Raw genomic sequence first — 14907 nt, 5'->3', positions numbered from 1 at the left:
TGATCAACGATAAACGGCGAGACCCAGCACGCCGCACACACACACGAGCAAGCTGGCCCGGAACAAGGACGGATGCCACACCACGCGATACAGGCCCGTATAGGCAATCACGCGATCCAGCACCCAGGTAAGCGCGGCGCCCGCGATGAACAGCAGCACGATGGCCGGCACGTAGGCGTCGAAAACGGCGATATCACGCGGCATGAAGAACTCCTTCTGACGCACTGACCGGTCCGCTCATCAAAGGTGCAAGCGGCGACTGCGGATCGAGCAGTGCGGTACGAATGAAATGCAGTTGACTCAAAATTCGTTGCAACTGATGCCGCTCCTCGCGCGGTGGCGTGAAGGTGGCCAGCATCTGCTGGAGCGCGGCGATCGCGTCGGCCGTCGCAGACAGCGCGCGGTCGAAACGGTCCTCGCGCGGTTGCTCGAACAGCGCGCTCAACGCATCGCGCATGGTCCGCAGCGCCACGCGCCACGGCATCGACTTTGCGTAGCGGGCGTCCGCCGGTAGTGCGGCGACTTCGCGGCGCAGGTCGATCACCGCATTACCGACTTCGAGCACCGAAAACAGCCAGCGCAACGTGTCGCGTTTGAGTTCGGGCTCGCCCGGCGCGAGCGCGTTGATCTGCGACATCAGATCGCGTGCGCCGCTCTCGAAACGCGAACGCACCCGGCGCATGCCCGCGCGGCTCGCGAGCACCACCTGACGACGCAGGTCGACCAGCAGCCGATTACGCAGCCATGGTGTGGACGGCGGCAGCAACACCGCGAACGCGATCGACGACACCAGCATCGACAGCACCAGCGCCATCGCATCGTTCATGAACGAGGTCGGGTCGTAGTGGATCACGTTGTCCGGACCGGCGAGGAAGCAGAAGAAGATGCAATAGCCGATACCGTAGCCAGCGAGCGCCGGGCGCGTGGTCATGAATACGCCGAGCAGCAGGAACGGCGTGAGCGCCGCGCACAGCATCGGAAATCCGTCGATGTGCGGAAACACGCCGAACACCACGATCATTCCCATCACCGTCGCGGCCAGCGTGCCGCCGGCCATCTGGAACGCGGTGCGCTTCGGATTCGGCGACGACGACGCCAGCGCGCACACGGCGGCGGCATTCAGCGTCAACGTCGAGCCGCTTGGCCACGCGGTGGCGATCCAGAACGCGCCGAGCACCATCATCACGATGGCGGCCCGCACGCCCGCCACGCCCGCGGCGGTCGCGTTGGTCTTCGGCTCGTAACGCTCGATCCAGCGTTCGCGCTCGTGCGTATCGACCGCGAGCGACGCATAAGTGGCCGCGTACGCATGCAGATCGTCGATGAAGCGGTGCAGCAGTTCGGCGGCGGTGTCGAAGTCGAGCAGCAGCGCGTCCGGTTGCGCTTCCAGCTCGGCGCGGGTTGCCCGCACGCGGCCCGGCAACGCGGCTTTGTACGCGTCGAGTTGAGCGGCGGCATGGGCTGCGTCGGCGGCACTCAGCACCGGTTCACCGGATTTCGCGAGCAGCGGGGCGATTTCCTTGAAATACGGTTCGAGCGCGTCGATCGCGACCGCCGCCGCGTCCGTGTTGGTCGTGCGCAGCCGGTTCATCAACTGATGCAGCGCGTGAAAGCGGGTCGACGCGGTCATGAACTCGCTGTTCAGACGCGCGAGACGGCCGCCGCGCATCCGCGAATCGGGGCCTTCGAACACGGCCACGCTGCGGGCTGCTTCGAAGCCGACGATATCGGCGACAAAACGCGCGTTGCTCGCCTCGATCTGCGCGCGGTCGTTGCGGCCGGCCAGCGACGCGGACACATACTCGACGAATGCCGAGAAACGCGCACGCACGGTGCTGCGCATCTGCAAGCCCGCGAATTGCGGAAACACGAGGCCGCTGACCGCGCCCGCGCAGACGATGCCGAGCACCACTTCGGCGACCCGCGTGAGCGCGCTCAGAAAAGCGCCGTCCGGATGCTGCGCGGCGGGAATGCCGATCAGCGCGGCCGTGTAGCCCGCCAGCACGAAACCGTACGAGCGGAAGTTGCGGTTGCGCGCGGCGCCGGCCGTGCAGATGCCGACCCAGATCGCGGTCGAGATGATGAACAGTTCCGGCGTTTGCGCGAACAGCCCGATCAGCGCGAGCATCACGACGAGGCCGACCAGCGTGCCGCAGATCCGGTAGAAGCTTTTGGCGAACACCATGCCGCTTTGCGGCTGCATCACGATGAACACGGTGGTCATCGCGGTGCGCGGCTGCGGCAAGTCGAGCTTCATCGCGATGCCGAGCGCGAGGAAGCACGCGGCGAGCGCCTTGAACAGATAGACCCAGGTGAGGCCGTCGGTGCGAGCCCAGTCGGCGGCGGCTGCGTACAGCGCGCCGGGCGACTTCGGGCGCGTGACGGAGGAAGGGGCGGCTGACATGGTCGGCTTCCTTACTCGGCCGCACGCGCGTTGGCGGCGGCGCGCGGCGCTTGGGCTGCCGCGGTGTCGAGGCCTGCGCTGCTTGCGTCGCCCGTGGTCTTGACGGCCTTCGCCGCGGCGTTGGCCTTCGAGGTCTTTAAAGCGATACGGCTCGCGGCCTTGGCGCCGGTTGCAGCGCTCGCGGGCGCGGAGCCAGCGGCGCTACCGACCAATGCTGTTTGCGGCTCTGCCTGCGCATTGCCGGATGCCGCGGGCGACGCGTCAGAGGCCGCACCGGCTGCAGCAGCGGCGCCTGCGTTCGCCTTGCCCTTGCCATGCGCCGGCAGTGTCTCGCTGTCCTTCGGACCGTTGGCCGGGTCATCCAGGCCGCCGCCCAATGCCGTGACCAGCGACGCATGCGCACCGAGCCGCTCGGCCTGGATCTTCGCGACGCCTTCCTGCGCGCGCAGTAGTTGATTCTGCGCGATCAGCACGTTCAGATAGTCGGTCAGACCGCGCCGATACCCTTCACGCGACAGCTCGTAATTCCGGCGAGCCGCGGCGACCGAGCGATCGGCGTCGTCGGCCTGGGTGGCGAGCGAGCGGATGCGGATCACCTGATCGGAGATATCCTTCAGCGCGCCGACGATCGACTGGTTATAGCGTTCCACCGCCTCGTCATATCCGGCCGATGCCGCGCCGAGTTGCGAGCGCAGCCGTCCGCCGTCGAGAATCGGCAACGACAGCGCCGGACCCGCGCTCCAGCTATGCGACGGATTCTTCAGGAACTGGAACAGCGGGCCCATCGCCGCGTAACCGCCGATCGACGCCAGCAGGTTGATGTCCGGATAGAAATCGGCCTTCGCGACGTCGATACCGCGCGCCTGCGCGGCGACGGTCCAGCGTGCGGCGACCACGTCCGGCCGATGGCCGATCAGGTCGGCCGGCAACGCGCTCGGCAAACCTGGCGACGCGGCCAGCGACAGCGTCGGGCGCTGGATCGAATCGCCCGCGCCCGGACCCTTGCCGGCCAGCGCGGCCAGCTGATTGCGGCCGAGCGCGATTTTTTCTTCAATCGCGTCGATCTGACGCTCGTATTCGGGCATCGGCGTTTCGGCCTGGCTCACTTCGAGCTGCGTGCCGATACCGCCCTTCAGACGACGGTTCGCAAGATCGACGATCTGTTGCTGTTGCGCGAGCGTGGCCTTGGCGATGTCGAGCAGCGCGTAGTTCAGCGACATCTCGATATACGTACGCACCACGTTGCCTTCCAGTTCGAGCTGGGCGGCGCGCGAATCGGCGGCGGCCGCGTGCGCGGCGTCGAGTGCGCGTTCGGCGGCGTTTTTGTCCTTGCCCCACAGATCGAGGTTATAGGAAAGGCCCAGCGTGCCCGTGTTGTTCCACGACTGCTCGCCCGCGAGCGGCCCCGGCCCGTAGTACACGTTGTCGGACCATTTCTGACGCTGGATCGACAGGCTGCCGTTAACTTGCGGCGACAACGCCGAACGGGCCACGCCCGCCATCGACATCGCTTCGCGCACGCGCGCCTGGGCGGCGGCGAGGCTGGGGCTGCCGGCCTGAGCGTCGGCGATCCACTGATCGAGTTGCGGATCGTTATAGGCACGCCACCAGTCGGTGGCCGGCCACTGGGCGTCCTGGTTGGCCGCGCGGATGGCCTTGCCGGCGTCGAGTGAGGAGGGCTCGACGCTGTGGTCTTGCGGCGCGATGCCCCCGGTACTTGCACAGCCGGCGATTGTTAATAGGATCGTAAGAACCGCTGTTGCGGCGATCCCTTTCTGTACCGGAGACTGCACGATTTCCTCCAAAATTGACTATAGATGCTTGTGCGTCATTATATTTTTTGATTGATTGGGGAATAACTGGTAAAGATGCAAGGCATTTTTACAGTACGTGAGATAATTGCCTTTGCGAATCGTGTAACAATCGCCCCGATCAAGCATTACTGTGTTGCACTGCGGCGAAGCGGGCGATAAGCGCCGGTTTCGGTCGATTGCAGCGGGTTGGGTGGAGCGGGTCCGGCGGTGAAGTGAGAGCTTCCGTTGGCCGCTTTGCAGGGGGTGGGAGGGGGCTGAGCGCTGATACTCGGCGACACAGCTTGGAGGGGGCGGGAGTAGGCGCTAAAGCCTAACTGGGTGCCGACAGCTTTGCATGGGGCAGCAGTAAGCGCTAAAGCGCCAACTGCCGCCGACAGCTTTGCATGGGGCGGCAGTAAGCGCTAAAGCGCTAACTGCCGCCGACAGCTTTGCATGGGGCGGCAGTAAGCGCTAAAGCGCTAACTGCCGCCGACAGAGGAAATGGAATGGATACGCTTCAAAACATGCGCGTATTTGTCCGCGTCGTCGAAGCGGGCAGCTTCACGGGTGCCGCGCAGCACCTGAATACCACGACGGCCTACGCATCGCGCGCAGTCTCCGATCTGGAAGCGCACTTGCGCACGCGTCTGTTGAATCGCACCACGCGCCGTATCGCGCTGACCGAGGCCGGCGAGCGCTATCTGCAGCGCTGCGAGCAGATTCTCGCCTATGTCGATCAGGCGGAAGCCGAGGCAAGCGACGCTCACGCGCGTCCGTCCGGCAAACTCAAGGTTCACGCCATGACGAGCTTCGGCCAGCACTATGTGGTGCCGGCCGTGGGCCGCTACCAGCAGCGCTATCCGGACGTGCACGTCGAGCTGACGCTCGCGCAGCGCATGCCCGATCTGCTGGACGAAGGTTTTGACGTGTCGCTCACCCTCGCCACCGGTCTGCCGGATTCTGGCCTGGTGTCGCAGCGGCTGGGCAGCGCGTTCAGCATTGTGTGCGCATCGCCTGCCTATCTGGAGCGGCGCGGCGTGCCGCAAACCCCGGCGGATCTGTCGAACCACACGTGTCTGCACATGGTCACGCCGATTTTTCCGACCGATAAATGGGTGTTCGACGGCCCGAACGGCGAAGAAACCTTCGCGCTGGGACCGGCCACGTTTCAGGTGAACGTCGCCGAAGCCATGGCGGTCGCGGCGACCAACGGCATGGGCATCGGCCTGATCCCGATCTACTCGGCGATCAGCGGTTTGCGAAGCGGCGAGCTGGTGTGGCTACTGCCCGAATACACGTCGCAGGAAATGAATCTGTATGCGTTGTATCCGTCCCGCCAGTATCTGGACGCGAAAATCCGCACGTGGGTCGAGTTTCTGCGCGACGAATTGCCGGCTACGCTCGCCGTGGATCAGGAAGAATTACGCCAGTTCGCACGTTCCTGAGCCCCCGACCGGGCGGGCGTCCCGCCAGGGTTGACGGCGCAGCGAGCAACAGCGTGAGCGCGTGTTACATAACTGCCGCGTCGCAACATTTCCTTACTTCTCGCGAGCGGCCGTTTTGCTAACGTGTCGTTCATGCGCAGCCGCTCCGGCCGGACGCGCCCAGATCGCTGCCGTTCGGCACAGCGCAACAACTGAAGGACGAGGGACTCATGGATACGCATCTGATGATCGGCGTGGCTGTCATGTTTGGACTGATCGGAATCGCCGCTTCTCGCGACCTGCTGCGCCGCCTGCGTGAACAGCAGCCGCAACTGGTGCCGATCAAGGTCGAGCGTCCGGATTTGCAGGCTCCGCGGCGCGACCGTTGAGTTGACGCGTTATCGCGGCGCTTTTCGCCTGCTTTGGCAGGTGAGCGCCGCGTGACGTATGAGTTTCCGATCGATGCCGGTGTGCTTACATCCGCGCACGTTAAAGCAGCGCGTCGATCAATCCCGGTTCATCGTTGAGCACACGGTCCACCTCGTGACTCACCCGGTGCCAGCGAAAGCGGCCGGCGGCGAGGCAAGCGCCTCGCGCCAATTGTTCGAGTTCGTCGGGAGGTAGCGCCTGATCTAGCCAGCGGCGTGCCGCATCCGGTGAAAATGCCAGCGGGCGGCGTCCGTGTACGTCGACCAGGCCTGTGTCGGCGCTGGCTGTCACGATCACCAATCCCATCCCTTCTGTTTGCGGCTCCGTGCCGCGTACGCTCGACAATGCCGCCAGATACATCGGCGCGCCGCTCTTCAGGTGCACGAAGTATGGCTGACGTTCGGGTGCCTCCCGTTGCGATGGCTCCCGGTTCCCGCTGCCGTCATCGAGTGTCGTTTCCACGCGCCATTCGAACCAGCCATCTGCCGGCACCAATACCCGGCCCGTTTTCCATAGTTGTTCGAAGTAGCGCGCAGTGGGCGCAGCGTCGGCGCGTGCGTTGATGGTTTGCGGCAGATGCTGCTCGCGCGCCCAATCAGGGCAGTATCCCCAGTGAATGGCGTGCAGGGTTTGATCGGGATAGATCGCCAGCGGATGCGTGCCCGGCGCCAGGTTGTAGCCGGGGCGGCGGTCGGCGGCATCGAAAAGCATGAGCGGATCGGCGAGACCGAGATGGTCGGCGTAAAGGCGGGGATCGCGGTACTGGCTGATTCGACCACACATGCGCGATCTCCATGGATGACCAACGACGCCAGCCTAATGTGTGCGCAGCGTGCGCACAAGCCGCATTACCCCGACCGGCGCCAGGCCGATGCTAGATTTCGACGACTTTGTCCCACGCGAAAAGCGGGTTTTCCAGCAAACCGGTGCGCCGATCGAGATAGCCGCGCGGATTGCACACCACGCGCGTGCCGTTCACGGTGTAGTCGAACGGTGTGTGCGTGTGGCCGTGAATCCACAGCGCAACCGGCGCCCGCACCAGTTCCGGCAAATGACTGACGAACCCCGCCGACACCCGGTCTTCGGCATACCGCTCGGCCAGACTCAGCCGATGCGGCGCGTGATGGGTGACAACGATTGTCTTGCCGTCAAACGGTTTCGCAAGCTCGCTGTCGAGCCATGCACGCGCTTGACGATGCAGCGCGAGCGAGTCGTCGGGGGTGAAGTCGCGGGTCGCGTCGTGGGTGTCGTGCGGCCAGTTAATCTGGATCAGCCCCTTGAAGTCGAGCATGACCCGCCGCGATGCACCGATCGATTCGGCGAGCGTATCCGGATCCGCGCCATACAGCGCGAAGTCGGTCCACAACGTCGTGCCGAGCACACGCCACTCGCCCTGCGGATCGACCAGCGTGGCGTTGTTCAGCACATGAACGTTGTCGACTTGCGCTGCCGCGTCGTCGAGCGCGCGTTCGAGCGCGCCGAACTCGCCGTCGTAGTACTCGTGATTGCCAGGCACGTAGACCACCGGCACGGCGCCGTCGAAGGTCTGCGCCGCCCAGCGCGGACCGGCCGCATGATTGTGGATGTCGCCGGCGAGCACGATCAGATCCGCCTGCGCATGCGGGACCAGTTCGGGTTCGTCGTTTTCCAGATGCAGATCGGACAGCACTCGAATCTTCACGAATTCGACTCCTGCAAACGCCCCCGTGCGGAAGGCAGAGGCTTCGGAGGCCTAGCGTAGCACCTTGCCAGGGTTCATCAGGTTCAGCGGATCGAGCGCGTGTTTGACGACACGCATCAGTTGCACCTCGACGTCCTGCTTGTAATGTGCGGCCTCGTCGATCTTCAACTGCCCCAGCCCGTGTTCGGCGCTGATGCTGCCACGATGCGCATGCACGTTGTCGTAGACGATCCTGTTGATCGGGCTCTGGTACTGCTTGAGAAACGCCTTCGCGTCGACACCTTCGGGCGCCTGCACGTTGTAGTGCAGATTGCCGTCGCCGAGATGCCCGAAGGTCACCATGCGTGCACCCGGCGCCGCCTGCGCGACCGCGGCGTCGGTTGCCTCGATAAAGTGGCCGATGCGCGAGATCGGCACCGCGATATCGTGCTTGATGTTCAGACCTTCCTCGGCCTGCGCGAGCGGAATGTGCTCGCGCAGATTCCAGAACGCCTGCGACTGGGTGAGATTTTCCGCGACCACCGCGTCTTCCACGAGTCCCTTTTCCAGCGCCGTTTCCATCAGGCTTTCAAACAACCCGCGCGCGTGTTCTTCACTTTCGCTATCGGACAATTCGAGCAACACAACTTGCGCGTGCGATTGCGCGAACGGATAACGCATCTGCTCGAAATGCCGGCCGACCAGTCGCAGACAGAAATCCGACATGAGTTCGAAGCCGGTGAGCAGCGGCCCGGCGATGCTTTGCGTGAGCGACAGAAAGTCGAGCGCCGCGTGCGGCGACGCCAGTGCGGCGAGCGCCGTGACCCGGGCAGCCGGTTGCGGATGCAGCTTGAGCACGGCCGCGGTGATGATGCCGAGCGTGCCTTCCGCCCCGATGAACAGGTCGCGCAGATCGTAGCCGGTGTTGTCCTTGCGCAGCCCGCGCAGGCCGTCCCACAACTCCCCTTGCGGCGTGACCACTTCGAGGCCGAGGCACAACTCGCGCGTGTTGCCGTAGCGGAGCACGCCGGTGCCGCCCGCATTGGTGGCGAGATTGCCGCCGATCGTGCAGCTGCCTTCGGCGGCGAGGCTCAACGGGAAAAGCCGGCCCGCTTCCTCGGCATGCTTTTGGACTTCCGCGAGGATCACGCCGGCTTCGACGGTAATCGTGTTGTTGTGCGGATCGATGTCGCGCACGCGATTCAGCCGGCGCAAGCTGACGACCGCCTGCGCGCCGCTCGCGTCGGGCGTGGCGCCGCCCGCGAGCCCCGTGTTGCCGCCTTGCGGGACCAGCGCGACGCGATGCTCGACCGCGAGTTTGACGAGCGCCGCGACTTCAGCGGGCGTGCCCGGGCAAAGCACCGCGCAGGCCGCGCCGGTGTAGCGGCGGCGCCAGTCGGTGAGGTACGGGGCGGTGTCGTGCGAGTCGGTCAGCACCTGGGCTGTGCCGATGGCGTCGCGGCAAGCGTCGAGGAAAGCGGTCTGGGTCATGATGGTCGGTTGGCGGATTTTGGGGAGATTGTCAGGTGGGGCGGGGCGCTCTCATCTGGCCTTACCGGCGTTCGGACTGGAATGCCTGTCGACATCAGTTGCCGGCGCAGAGGTTGGCTGATTTGCCGTGGAGTCGGCCGCGAACGCTGCAGCCTGAAGCGGGGGAGGTGTGCTGCCGTGTTGCGCGTCCGGTTCGATGGCTGGGTCCACGGCGGCTGACGCGGCATTCGAAGCTGTCATCTGGCTCGCCGCCCGTTTCGCCGCCCCCTTAGCAGCCCGTTTCGCGGCTCGCTTGAACGGGCCGACATAAGCCAGCGTGCAAACAAAAAACACCACCGCAAGCGCGGTTTGCAGCCAGCCCAGCCGTGCACTCAACCCATGATCGCTCCAGCCGCGCACGACCCCCTCGGCGAAATACAGCAGAATCAGCATCGACGCCCACTGCAGCGTGTAGAGCCGGCGCCGCCAGACGCCGGGCAACGCGAGCAGCAGCGGGACCGCCTTCAGCACCAGCGCCGAGCCGCCGGGGCGCAACGGCGCGAGCCACCATTCCCACGCGACGGACAGAATGATCAGCGCGAGCAGCGCAGCGCTCGCGCCCAGTGCGGCAGCCGAGCTTGCATGAACCGGCACGGCGGCTGCGTGCAGCGATGCTTTCATCGCCGCATTAGCCTCTCGCGTGGCTGTCGATTCCATGCCCGGGCCGGCGCTCACGGCCGTTCGCTCATGGACGCCGCCGTGCGCGCAACGCGTGCGCCGAGTGCGATGGCGAGGGTTTTTTCGTCGGCGGAGATGCCTTGTGCGGCGCTCCCCGCCCGCGCGAAATGCGATGCGCCATACGGGGTGCCGCCGGTTTGCGTGGTGCTCAACGCGCTCTCCGTGTAGGGGATGCCGACGATCAGCATGCCGTGATGCAGAAGCGGCAGCATCATTGAGAGCAAGGTGGATTCCTGACCGCCATGCAGACTGCCGGTGGCCGTGAACACACAGCCAGGCTTGCCCGCCAGTGCGCCGGAGAGCCACTGCGGCGTGGTGCCGTCGAGGAAATATTTGAGCGACGCGGCCATGTTGCCGAAACGCGTGGGCGAGCCGAGCGCCAGACCCGCGCATTCTTCCAGGTCGCGCAATTCGACGTAGGGCGGACCTTCGGCGGGAATGTCCGGCTGGGTCGCTTCGCAGACGGTGGAAACCGGCGGCACCGTGCGCACGCGCGCCTGCATGCCGGGGACGCTGTCGACGCCATGCGCGATCGCCAGCGCAAGCTCGCGCGTGGCGCCGTGACGGCTGTAATAGAGCACGAGAATGTCTTTCATAGGCCTCATCGGTGAACGGGTATTATAGGGGCTGGGTCCGCCCGAGAGGCCACTGCAAGCCATTCGTAGCCATTCGGCCAGGGTCTTGGTCAGATGCTGGTCGGGGTGCTGAAACAGTCCTGAAACACCGGTTTAGAAAGCAAGGAGGTGGGTTTGTTGTCCAGGGTGCGTTTCGATCTCGACACGCTCAAACGGCTCGCGCGGTTTGCTGCGCAGCGCATTAGCGAAGACCGTATTCCGCAGGTGGCCGGCAGCCTCACGTTCACGGCGATGCTCGCGCTGGTGCCGCTCGCCACCGTTGCATTTGCGCTGTTCACCGCCTTCCCGATTTTCAGCTCGTTCCAGCAGTCGCTGCAGTTTTTTCTCGCCGACCATCTGATGCCGGAGCAGCTGAACAGCCAGATCTTCAAATATCTGAACCAGTTCGCGTCGAAGGCGAAAGGGTTGACCACGATTGGCATGATCCTGCTGTTTCTCACGGCAGTGATGACCATGATGACCGTGGAGTCCGCCTTCAATGTTATCTGGCGGGTACGCAAGGCGCGGCCTATCGCGCAGCGCATCCTCGTCTACTGGGCAATCATCACGCTCGGTCCGCTGCTGATCGGCGTGAGTCTGTCGATTTCCTCGTACGTGTTCACGCAATCCATGACGTTCACGGCGGCTCAGCGGATGACACCGGTCATCGAGTGGGCGCTTACCGGGGCCGCGCTGCCGCTGACCGCGCTCGCTTTCACGATGCTCTATGTGTATCTGCCGAACTGTCGGGTGGAATGGCGTGATGCGGTGATTGGCGGCGTGACCGCCGCGATCGCGTTCGAGTTGGCCAAGCGCGGTTTTGGTTATTACGTGCGCCGTATTCCCACTTATACGGCCGTGTACGGCGCGTTCGCCGCCGTGCCGCTCTTTCTCTTATGGATGTATCTGTGCTGGTTCATCACGCTGGCGGGCGCGATGATCGCGTCTGCATTGCCGGCCATTCGCATCGGCCAGTTTCACCGGCCTACGTTCGAGGGGAGCAATCTGTTCGACTCGCTCGAACTGCTCGCACGGCTCTCCGAAGCACGCGACGCGGGTAAGAGCGGTTACACGGTGCCCGAACTCGCGCGCATGCTCCGCCGTGATATGGACATCACCGTCCGCCTGTTGCAGAAGCTCGAGGAGATCGAATGGATTGCGCGATTGGAGGAGAACGGTGCGCGCCCGCATTTTCTGCTGCTGGCGAATCCTGCGCAGATTACGGTCGAACAGTTGTTCGATCTGTTCATCATCGACCGCGCGGAGCTTCAGTATCAGCTTGAACTGGAATCGACCCGCGTGGATAGCGGGACGCTTCTCGCCGCGCTCGACAACGACAAACTGAAGGTGACGCTGGCTGCGTTGCTGACGGCGCGGGTGGCCGCCCGGGCGGCGCGTGCTGGCGACAGCGAGCGCGCGGCGGCTGCGATGCCGCATCAGGCGGCTTGACGCAATCTGTAAAGGCCGACGCATTGCTGTACACGCCGCAAGCCCCGGCACAACCAGCCGGCACAAACTACAACGAAATTCGGCCGACGCAAATGTCCTTGAACATTACCCAGTCGCCCATCAGGCTGTAAAACGGATGCCGGAAAGTCGCGGGACGGTTCTTCTCGAAGAAAAAATGCCCGACCCATGCAAAGCCGTATCCACAGATAACGGCCGCTGGCAGCCATAGCCAGTCGCCGGTGGCAAGCGCCATCGCGAGACAGCCGATCACGCCGAGCGATCCCACGAAGTGCAGCCGCCGCGAGACCGTGTTGCGATGCTCGCTCAGATAGTACGGATAGAACTCCGCGAAACTCGCGAAGTGATCGGTGTGTGCGGTTTGAGCCATGACGGCCTCCGTGTGGACGCTTGTCGATCCTGTGCCCGTCGCGCCCGGTTGCCTCGACACGTACCTGAACGCCAGCTACATCTGGTCGAGACAGAACGGGCTTGACTCATTGTGCGGCTATCGGGCCAGGCGCGCAACCTGGCCATTCGGCCGATGGCGCGGCTGATTCAACCTGGATAGTGTGACGACTTGCCCGTCTCTATCGCGCTTGCCGAGGCGGGCTGGATGCGAAGCTAAAGAGTGCATCGAGCGTGGCGTCGGGTTGCTCGGTCATCAACGCGTGACCCGCTTCGAGCGTCACCGTGTCGACGGGAACGCCGGCCTGTGCCAGCGCGTCGGCGAGTGTTCGGGCAGCGCGCGGCGGAGTCATCGCGTCACGCCGTCCGACGATCAGACGGGTGGCGCAGCGCACCTGAGCGGCCCGGTTGAGGCCGTCCGCGTAGCTGTTGCAGGCGGTGAAGTCGGTGTGGAACAAATTTGGTTCACCGCTGGCCGACACGCGCTCCATCAGCCGCTGGTTCATACCGTGCAGCCAGAAGCCGGGACCCGGGGAGGACGGCTTCGCGGCGAGCGTCGAATGCGACCATTGATTGACCGTGCCGATTGCATCGGGCTCGCGATTCAGCGCCGCGTCGAGCAGCGCGTCGGAGACCGCCATCGGTACCGCCGTGGCAAGCAGAGCGAGGTGCGTGACGCGTTGTGGATAACGGCCGGCGAAATCGAGCGCGATCAGCGAACCCATGCTGTGGCCCGCGACGAACGCGCGTTTTACGCCCGCCGCGTCGAGCAGTGCGGCTAGCCAGTCTGCCATGGCCGCCACCGTGGTGAGGGCCGGGCCGTCACTGCGGCGATGGCCCGGCAGGTCGACGGCGAGCACGCTGAAGCCATGGTGAGCGAAATAGCGGCTTTGCAAAGCCCACACGCTGTGATCGTGCTCGGCGCCGTGGATGAATACCGCTGTCGGCAGACCGGCGTCGAACGGTTTGCCGCCGGTGTAGGCATAGGCCGACTTGTGTTGGACGGTGACGATCATGCTGACTCCGGGCGGGGTTGAGACGTGCTGCCGGAACCGCTGGCGCTGGCCGATTTCTGCGCCACTTTGAGCGCGCGCTTGAGGTCGTCGATCAGATCGTCCGGGTCTTCAAGTCCGATCGACAGACGAATCGTGCCTTCGGCAATGCCCGCGGCCGCGAGCGCGGCGGCGTCCATCCGGAAGTGGGTGGTCGAGGCGGGGTGAATCACCAGCGAGCGCGCATCGCCGACATTCGCCAGATGCGAGAACAGCGACAACGCCTCGATAAAGCTGCGTCCGGCCGCGCGATCGCCACGCAGATTGAAGCTGAACACCGCACCGGCGCCGCGCGGCAGCAGCCGTTTCGCGAGTGCGTGATCGGGGTGCGTCGGCAATTCCGGGTACGCCACGCTGTCGACGGCGGCATGAGCGGCAAGAAACTCGACCACGCGGCGCGTATTGGCGACGTGCCGCTCCATCCGCAATGGCAGGGTTTCGATCCCTTGCAGCAGTTGCCACGCGGCCTGCGGATGCAGGCACGCGCCGAAATCGCGCAGACCCTCGCGGCGTGCTCGCAGCAGGAACGGCGCGACCGTGCTTTCCTCGGTGAATACCATGCCGTGAAAGCCGTCATAAGGCTCGGTGAATTCGGGGAAGCGGCCCGACGCATCGAAGTCGAACGTGCCGCCGTCCACCAGCACGCCGCCAATCGTCGTACCGTGGCCGCCGAGGAATTTGGTGGCCGAGTGATAAACGAAATCGGCTCCGTGCTCGAACGGTTTGAGCAGGTACGGCGTTGTGAAAGTCGAGTCGACCAGCAGCGGTACGCGGTGTTCATGGGCGATCTGCGCCACGGCGGCGAGATCGAGCACGTCGAGCCCCGGATTGCCGAGCGTCTCGCCGAACAGCAGCCGCGTGGTGGGGCGCAGCGCGGCGCGCCAGGCATCGTGGTCGCCGGGTTTGACGAACGTCGTTTCGATGCCGAAGCGCCGCAATGTGTAGTGCAGCAGGTTGTGCGAGCCGCCGTACAGCGCACTGGAGGCGACGATGTGCGAGCCGGCGCCCATCAACGTGACAATGGCCAGATGCAGCGCAGCCTGCCCGCTGGCCGTGCCGATCGCGCCCGCGCCGTTTTCGAGCGCGGCAACGCGCTCCTCGAACACGGCTACGGTCGGGTTCGAGATCCGCGAATAAACGTGGCCGGCGCGTTCCATATTGAAGAGCGCGGCGGCGTGGTCCGAATCGCGAAACGTGAACGAGGTGGTCTGGTAAATCGGCGTGGCGCGCGCGCCGGTGGCGGGGTCGGGAGCGGCGCCGGCATGCAGCGCAAGCGTGTCGAAACGGTTGGCGGACATCGTGGACGGCGGGGCCACGAGCGGCCTCGCGAATGGTGAAAGTGGCGGCCATGCTATCACCGGCATTGGCGGCTTCAAGCGCGGTTTTCCCGAGGCGCGGGCGCGAAAAAATGCGCCTGGCGGTCCGCGAACGCCCGCTGCGCCTTGGTGGGCGGGCCGCTTTCCTTTTAT

The 14907-nt window shown here is 64.9% G+C and carries 13 protein-coding genes and 1 pseudogene; 3 read left to right on the top strand and 11 right to left on the bottom strand.

Annotated features, from left to right (window positions below; genetic code table 11):
* Nucleotides 1-3: 3 nt before the first annotated feature.
* From LMG28727_RS16005 to LMG28727_RS15995, 3 genes are read right to left on the bottom strand one after another with little or no spacing between them, the layout of a single operon-like run.
* On the bottom strand, nt 4-204 hold the full coding sequence (locus tag LMG28727_RS16005) for a DUF1656 domain-containing protein (RefSeq protein WP_063496755.1): 201 nt from the start codon (nt 202-204) through the stop codon (nt 4-6).
* Nucleotides 194-2404, bottom strand: coding sequence for an FUSC family protein (locus LMG28727_RS16000; protein WP_201643290.1), 2211 nt, complete (start codon nt 2402-2404; stop codon nt 194-196). The genes LMG28727_RS16005 and LMG28727_RS16000 overlap by 11 nt, the downstream gene beginning before the upstream one ends.
* Before the next feature lie 11 nt (nt 2405-2415).
* Nucleotides 2416-4197, bottom strand: a complete 1782-nt coding sequence (locus tag LMG28727_RS15995) for an efflux transporter outer membrane subunit (RefSeq protein WP_236591936.1) — start codon at nt 4195-4197, stop codon at nt 2416-2418.
* A 506-nt stretch (nt 4198-4703) separates the two neighbouring features.
* On the opposite strand from LMG28727_RS15995, the gene LMG28727_RS15990 reads away from it, so the two are divergent.
* Nucleotides 4704-5642 carry a LysR family transcriptional regulator gene (locus LMG28727_RS15990; RefSeq protein WP_201643289.1) on the top strand — a complete coding sequence of 313 codons (939 nt, stop codon included), beginning with the start codon at nt 4704-4706 and terminating at the stop codon, nt 5640-5642.
* A 209-nt stretch (nt 5643-5851) separates the two neighbouring features.
* The gene (locus tag LMG28727_RS15985) at nt 5852-6010 is read left to right on the top strand and encodes a hypothetical protein (protein WP_201643288.1); all 159 of its coding nucleotides are present in this window, start codon (nt 5852-5854) and stop codon (nt 6008-6010) included.
* Nucleotides 6011-6110: 100 nt separating this feature from the next.
* Here the strand turns inward: LMG28727_RS15985 and LMG28727_RS15980 are convergent, their stop codons facing one another.
* From LMG28727_RS15980 to wrbA, 5 genes and pseudogenes are all read right to left on the bottom strand, one after another.
* The gene (locus tag LMG28727_RS15980; RefSeq protein WP_201643287.1) at nt 6111-6833 is read right to left on the bottom strand and encodes an SOS response-associated peptidase family protein; all 723 of its coding nucleotides are present in this window, start codon (nt 6831-6833) and stop codon (nt 6111-6113) included.
* Between the two features lie 91 nt (nt 6834-6924).
* Nucleotides 6925-7731, bottom strand: coding sequence for a metallophosphoesterase (locus tag LMG28727_RS15975; protein ID WP_201643286.1), 807 nt, complete (start codon nt 7729-7731; stop codon nt 6925-6927).
* Between the two features lie 51 nt (nt 7732-7782).
* Nucleotides 7783-9201: an FAD-binding oxidoreductase gene (locus LMG28727_RS15970; protein ID WP_201643285.1), complete on the bottom strand. Its 1419-nt coding sequence runs from the start codon at nt 9199-9201 to the stop codon at nt 7783-7785.
* A gap of 237 nt (nt 9202-9438) precedes the next feature.
* Nucleotides 9439-9861, bottom strand: a pseudogene (locus LMG28727_RS34190) (DUF2069 domain-containing protein); the annotation flags it as partial.
* A 50-nt stretch (nt 9862-9911) separates the two neighbouring features.
* The gene (gene wrbA / locus LMG28727_RS15960) at nt 9912-10514 is read right to left on the bottom strand and encodes an NAD(P)H:quinone oxidoreductase (protein ID WP_201643283.1); all 603 of its coding nucleotides are present in this window, start codon (nt 10512-10514) and stop codon (nt 9912-9914) included.
* Between the two features lie 153 nt (nt 10515-10667).
* Between wrbA and LMG28727_RS15955 the strand changes: the two genes are divergently transcribed.
* The gene (locus tag LMG28727_RS15955) at nt 10668-11981 is read left to right on the top strand and encodes a YihY family inner membrane protein (protein WP_201643282.1); all 1314 of its coding nucleotides are present in this window, start codon (nt 10668-10670) and stop codon (nt 11979-11981) included.
* 67 nt (nt 11982-12048) lie between these two features.
* Here the strand turns inward: LMG28727_RS15955 and LMG28727_RS15950 are convergent, their stop codons facing one another.
* From LMG28727_RS15950 to LMG28727_RS15940, 3 genes are all read right to left on the bottom strand, one after another.
* Nucleotides 12049-12369, bottom strand: a complete 321-nt coding sequence (locus LMG28727_RS15950; protein WP_201643281.1) for an Mpo1-like protein — start codon at nt 12367-12369, stop codon at nt 12049-12051.
* Nucleotides 12370-12568: 199 nt separating this feature from the next.
* On the bottom strand, nt 12569-13402 hold the full coding sequence (locus LMG28727_RS15945) for an alpha/beta fold hydrolase (RefSeq protein ID WP_201643280.1): 834 nt from the start codon (nt 13400-13402) through the stop codon (nt 12569-12571).
* A complete protein-coding gene (locus LMG28727_RS15940) occupies nt 13399-14736 on the bottom strand; it encodes an O-acetylhomoserine aminocarboxypropyltransferase (protein WP_201643317.1) in 1338 nt (445 codons plus the stop codon). The genes LMG28727_RS15945 and LMG28727_RS15940 overlap by 4 nt, the downstream gene beginning before the upstream one ends.
* Nucleotides 14737-14907: the final 171 nt, after the last annotated feature.

Origin of the sequence: Paraburkholderia metrosideri (assembly GCF_904848625.1) — a bacterium.
Lineage (GTDB): Bacteria > Pseudomonadota > Gammaproteobacteria > Burkholderiales > Burkholderiaceae > Paraburkholderia > Paraburkholderia metrosideri.
The sequence above is the reverse complement of the archived record's forward strand: the minus strand, read 5'-3'. Positions and strand labels throughout refer to the sequence as shown.

What these genes read in the sequence shown, in the direction of transcription:
- wrbA (WP_201643283.1), bottom strand. Translation starts at nt 10,514, where the DNA reads ATGAAAGACATTCTCGTGCTCTATTACAGCCGTCACGGCGCCACGCGC.
- LMG28727_RS15990 (WP_201643289.1), top strand. Translation starts at nt 4,704, where the DNA reads ATGGATACGCTTCAAAACATGCGCGTATTTGTCCGCGTCGTCGAAGCG.
- LMG28727_RS15980 (WP_201643287.1), bottom strand. Translation starts at nt 6,833, where the DNA reads ATGTGTGGTCGAATCAGCCAGTACCGCGATCCCCGCCTTTACGCCGAC.
- LMG28727_RS15945 (WP_201643280.1), bottom strand. Translation starts at nt 13,402, where the DNA reads ATGATCGTCACCGTCCAACACAAGTCGGCCTATGCCTACACCGGCGGC.
- LMG28727_RS16005 (WP_063496755.1), bottom strand. Translation starts at nt 204, where the DNA reads ATGCCGCGTGATATCGCCGTTTTCGACGCCTACGTGCCGGCCATCGTG.
- LMG28727_RS16000 (WP_201643290.1), bottom strand. Translation starts at nt 2,404, where the DNA reads ATGTCAGCCGCCCCTTCCTCCGTCACGCGCCCGAAGTCGCCCGGCGCG.
- LMG28727_RS15985 (WP_201643288.1), top strand. Translation starts at nt 5,852, where the DNA reads ATGGATACGCATCTGATGATCGGCGTGGCTGTCATGTTTGGACTGATC.
- LMG28727_RS15940 (WP_201643317.1), bottom strand. Translation starts at nt 14,736, where the DNA reads ATGTCCGCCAACCGTTTCGACACGCTTGCGCTGCATGCCGGCGCCGCT.
- LMG28727_RS15950 (WP_201643281.1), bottom strand. Translation starts at nt 12,369, where the DNA reads ATGGCTCAAACCGCACACACCGATCACTTCGCGAGTTTCGCGGAGTTC.
- LMG28727_RS15970 (WP_201643285.1), bottom strand. Translation starts at nt 9,201, where the DNA reads ATGACCCAGACCGCTTTCCTCGACGCTTGCCGCGACGCCATCGGCACA.